Raw genomic sequence first — 3,229 nt, 5'->3', positions numbered from 1 at the left:
TATTTTAGGCATATATAGCCAACTTCCCAAAAAATGCATACAACGCATAACTTAAGTATACACTTTACAAACAGCATTCTATCTCTAAGTGCGGTATGCATTTTTTGGGAGCCCTGCTATAGTGCAATCAGCTAAAAAGTGAACTGTTTAAAAACCATACCAAGCAGCTCTAGTAGTAAATATAGCTAAATGTCTCTAACTTGCATGCAGCGTTAGCTCTTTTTGCCATACTGAGGTTGGCTGTTTGTGGTTCGTCAGTTCATATGCAAGCTAAACTCATTCAGCTATAATCCAAACAATCATTTTTGATCATAAAACCCTTTTTTAGCTGCTCTTTAACAACCGAATAAAAAACAAATACTTGCAAAAAGCAAAAAAACAAAAGGTCAACCAACAAAAAACCTTTAAAACCCTTGTGGCAAGTGCATCAAATCGAATAAAATTCGAGTTCCCCGCCGCATAGGCGGCTTAGAAATCAGGGGCGACGGATGCTAATCAATCATGAAGGTTCCCCGCCGCATAGGCGGCTTAGAAAGTTCTGTCCTAGTGATTATCTATAAACATCTCGTTCCCCGCCGCATAGGCGGCTTAGAAATGTGTAAGGAGTAGGACAAGGTCTATAACGATGTTCCCCGCCGCATAGGCGGCTTTAGAAATAAACCAGCACCTGATGTAGTCACCATATATAGCAGCTGAATGTCTTTAATTCGCATACAGAATTTGAACGTCTTTCCGTACTAATGTGTGCTGTCTGTGGCTCGTTGATTTGTATGCAATCTGAACTTATTCAGCTATACCGTTCTGACTTTTAGCTGATTTAACGATCATTGCTAGAATAGTCAAACTAATAAATGTTATGCTATAACAATTTATTGGTTGGAAAATGCGATGTACAATGCCTTAATTACGCAAATCTCTCAATGGCCACCTACCGTTAAGCATGAAATCATCAATACTTATCAGCATTTTAAACGAGGATATCGTCCTAAAATAAGTGAATATCCCATAACGAAATATTGCGATTATTATATCCGAGCAGATGAAGAAGAAATTGTAGCTTGTTTTGGCTGCGAAACCTATCAACCAACCGAGCATCAAATTTTATGGAAAACATCTAGTATATCTTTGGCGCAATCATCAGCTACTTCGCTACAAACCTTTAATCAAGTCTATGCTTGGTGTATTTGGGATGCTTTTTTTATTACTCAATTACTTGCCGAACCAGCTTATATTCTGACACAAGATATTATTGCGACAATGCCTGTTAGTATTTTCTTTAATGGACAGAAATTTTCTTCCATTCCGCTGTGGTTTACCTTTCCCCTGAAAAATAGCAATACAAAAACTTCTTTACGTGAGTGTTTTTGTTGTCGGACTAAAGGATTTATTTCTTTAGAAAATGCGGAAATATTTGCTTACGAAAAGCATTGTGAAGTGATTGATATGGCAGAGATGAACAAAAGAACAGAGCAGATGGTGAGTGCTCTAAGTCTATAGATAATATATCCTATTGTATTATAATCAATAATGTCTTTTTTAGTCGTAGCTTTCCAAAGATATCTTGCTAAAAAGTAAGAAAAAACCACTTTTTTCTTGTATCAATAAACAATCGCTGGCATTATTTTTTAAGTATTCAATATTTTTAAGGATTATTGATTTACTCGCAAACTAGAAATATTTACGATTTGATGACTTAGAAAATGAAGTAAAGAATGTTTTTTTGCAAAAAAAGCGAGTTAATTCGTGCTTCCTTAAAACAGGATACTTATTATTTGTTATGTTAACTGTAAGAGAAATTTACAATAACCTTTGGAGGAGTGGATGAATACAACTCATGAAAATTTGCATAGACAGTGGAGTAGCCGTTTAGGCTTTGTGTTAGCAGCAACAGGTTCGGCAATTGGTTTAGGTAATATTTGGAAATTTCCCTATATGACAGGTGTTAATGGTGGCGCAGCGTTTGTTTTAATTTATCTCGTCTGCATTGCTTTCATTGGCTTTCCAATTTTGGTACTAGAATGGTTGATTGGGCGCAGAGGGCAAAAAAATCCAATTTATGCTATGCAGGCGGTTGCTGTACAAAATCATCGTAGCCCACTTTGGAAAGGTATTGGAGTGATGGGGATTTTAGGTTCGTTTTTAGTATTGTCTTTTTACAGTGTGATTGGTGGTTGGGCGGTCGATTATATTGTGATGACAGCAACAGGAACATTTTCTGGTATGAATGGCGAGCAGACGAAAGATGTCTTCACAGGATTTCTCGCTAGCAGTGGACAATTATTGCTGTGGCATACTGTATTTATCGGATTGACAATTTTTATTGTGGCACAGGGGGTTAGTGCTGGAATAGAAAAAGCCTCAAAATGGATGATGCCTGCTTTAGTCATTGTATTGGTGGTGTTGGTTGGTTATGGCTTGTTTGCAACAGGTAAGTTTAGTGAAACGGTAGCTTTTATGTTTTCACCTGACTGGCGCAAAATTGATGGTAAGGTGACGTTATCAGCACTAGGACACGCGTTTTTTACCTTGTCATTAGGAATGGGAATTATGTTGTCTTATGGCTCTTATTTAGGCGAGGATATCAATTTGCTTAAAACGGCTCGAACCATCGTCATTTTGGATACAGTGATTGCCGTAGTTGCTGGTTTTGCAATTTTTCCACTGGTATTTTCTCATGGGCTTGAGCCGTCTTCAGGACCGGGGCTGATGTTTATTAGCTTGCCGATTGTTTTTGGCAATATAGCAGGTGGAACGGTGCTTGGGATTTTATTTTTTGTGTTACTCACTTTTGCAGCACTCACTTCAGCAATGTCTTTATTAGAACCAACAGTGGAGTTTTTAGAAGAAAAAACGTCTCTTTCTCGAAAATTAGCGACATTAGTTGCAGGTGGTGGCGTTTGGTTACTGGGAATTGCTTGCTTGTTATCATTTAATCATTGGAGTAGTTTCACCATTTTTGACAATAATATTTTTGATTTTTTGGATATTCTTACTTCTAAATTTATGTTGCCATTAACCGCACTTGCTACCGTCATTTTCGCTGCTTGGTTTATGAATAATGAAAGCATTACGCAAGAGCTTCATTTAAATGGCGGCATAGCTACGTTATGGAATGTTGTTATCCGATTTATTGCACCTTTAGGGGTATTGACTGTTTTTGCTTATGGCATTTATGAGCTGTTTGCTTAGGATTAACGATAAATAAAATTTATTTTCTGTTAAAAGTGTT

The 3,229-nt window shown here is 37.1% G+C and carries 2 protein-coding genes; both read left to right on the top strand.

Annotated features, from left to right (window positions below):
- Positions 1 to 888 precede the first annotated feature (888 nt).
- The gene (merB, locus tag A5N85_RS13020; RefSeq protein ID WP_072577577.1) at positions 889 to 1,497 is read left to right on the top strand and encodes an organomercurial lyase; all 609 of its coding nucleotides are present in this window, start codon (positions 889 to 891) and stop codon (positions 1,495 to 1,497) included.
- A gap of 324 nt (positions 1,498 to 1,821) precedes the next feature.
- A complete protein-coding gene (locus A5N85_RS13015; protein ID WP_072577576.1) occupies positions 1,822 to 3,189 on the top strand; it encodes a sodium-dependent transporter in 1,368 nt (455 codons plus the stop codon).
- Positions 3,190 to 3,229: the final 40 nt, after the last annotated feature.

Origin of the sequence: Suttonella ornithocola (assembly GCF_001889065.1) — a bacterium.
Taxonomy (GTDB): domain Bacteria; phylum Pseudomonadota; class Gammaproteobacteria; order Cardiobacteriales; family Cardiobacteriaceae; genus Suttonella_A; species Suttonella_A ornithocola.
Note: the sequence above shows the minus strand (reverse complement) of the source record. Positions and strands in the feature narration are given on the sequence as shown.

Excerpts from the sequence above, each read along its gene's own strand:
- merB (WP_072577577.1), top strand. The coding sequence starts at position 889 with ATGTACAATGCCTTAATTACGCAAATCTCTCAATGGCCACCTACCGTT.
- A5N85_RS13015 (WP_072577576.1), top strand. The coding sequence starts at position 1,822 with ATGAATACAACTCATGAAAATTTGCATAGACAGTGGAGTAGCCGTTTA.